The sequence below is a fragment of the Pseudomonas putida genome (assembly GCF_028682635.1).
GTDB lineage: Bacteria > Pseudomonadota > Gammaproteobacteria > Pseudomonadales > Pseudomonadaceae > Aquipseudomonas > Aquipseudomonas putida_AE.
In genome coordinates this window covers 1-1193 of sequence record NZ_JANHLK010000073.1, presented here as the reverse complement: position 1 = coordinate 1193, position 1193 = coordinate 1, and the positions used below count along the sequence as shown (strand labels likewise).

1 pseudogene is annotated in these 1193 nt (G+C 65.7%); it reads right to left on the bottom strand.

Annotation, left to right across the window (positions count from 1 at the left end):
• Positions 1–1193 (bottom strand): annotated as a pseudogene (locus tag NPS56_RS30905) (beta-eliminating lyase-related protein); the annotation flags it as partial.

Genomic DNA, 1193 nt, shown 5'->3' with positions numbered 1-1193 from the left:
CCGCCCATCATGCGGATGTACATCCAGGTGATCGGCAGAATGCTCGCGCTGCCGAACGGTGCCGCGCAGACCGCGCCTTCCTTGCGTGCCATTTGCGCATGGCCTGGCAGGAACGGGGTCAGGTGCGACTTGACGCCGATCGGGCCGACGCCCGGGCCGCCACCGCCGTGAGGAATGCAGAAGGTCTTGTGCAGGTTCAGGTGCGACACGTCGCCGCCGAACTTGCCCGGGGCGCACAGGCCGACCATGGCGTTCATGTTGGCGCCGTCGATGTACACCTGGCCGCCGTGGTCGTGGATGATGCCGCAGATTTCGCGGATGCCTTCCTCGAACACGCCGTGGGTCGACGGGTAGGTGATCATCAGCGCGGCGAGGTGTTCGCGGTGCTCGATGGCCTTGGCGCGCAGGTCTTCGATGTCGACGTTGCCGCGGGCGTCGCAGGCGGTGACCACGACACGCATGCCAGCCATCTGCGCAGTGGCCGGGTTGGTGCCGTGGGCCGACGACGGGATCAGGCAGATGTCGCGACGGTCTTCGCCACGGCTCTGGTGGTAGGCGCGGATGGCCAGCAGGCCGGCGTATTCACCCTGGGAACCGGCGTTCGGTTGCAGCGAGATCGAGTCGTAGCCGGTGGCGGCGCAGAGCATCGCTTCCAATTCATCGGTCAGTTGCTGGTAGCCGGCGCTTTGTTCGGCCGGGGCGAAGGGGTGCAGGGCGCCGAATTCAGCCCAGGTCACCGGGATCATTTCGCTGGCGGCGTTGAGTTTCATGGTGCACGAGCCCAGCGGGATCATGGTGCGATCGAGGGCCAGGTCCTTGTCGGCGAGCTTGCGCAGGTAGCGCATCAGCTCGGTTTCCGAATGGTAGCGGTTGAACACCGGGTGGCTGAGGATTGGCGACTGGCGAACCTGAGTGGCCGGGATGGTGCTGGAGACGGAAGCGGCGAGGGCGGCGAAGTCCGGCAGGGTCTGGCCCGCGGCGAACAATGCCCACAGGATTTCGACGTCGGCCTGGGTGCTGGTTTCGTCCAGGGAGAGGCCCAGACGTTCAGCATCGACCACGCGCAGGTTGATCTGCTGGGCGTGGGCCTGCTCGTGCAGCTTGGCGGTGTTGGCGCCAGTGGCAATCGTCAGGGTGTCGAAGAAGTTTTCTTGCTCGACGTTCAGACCGATCGCTTTCAGGCCTTGGGCCAG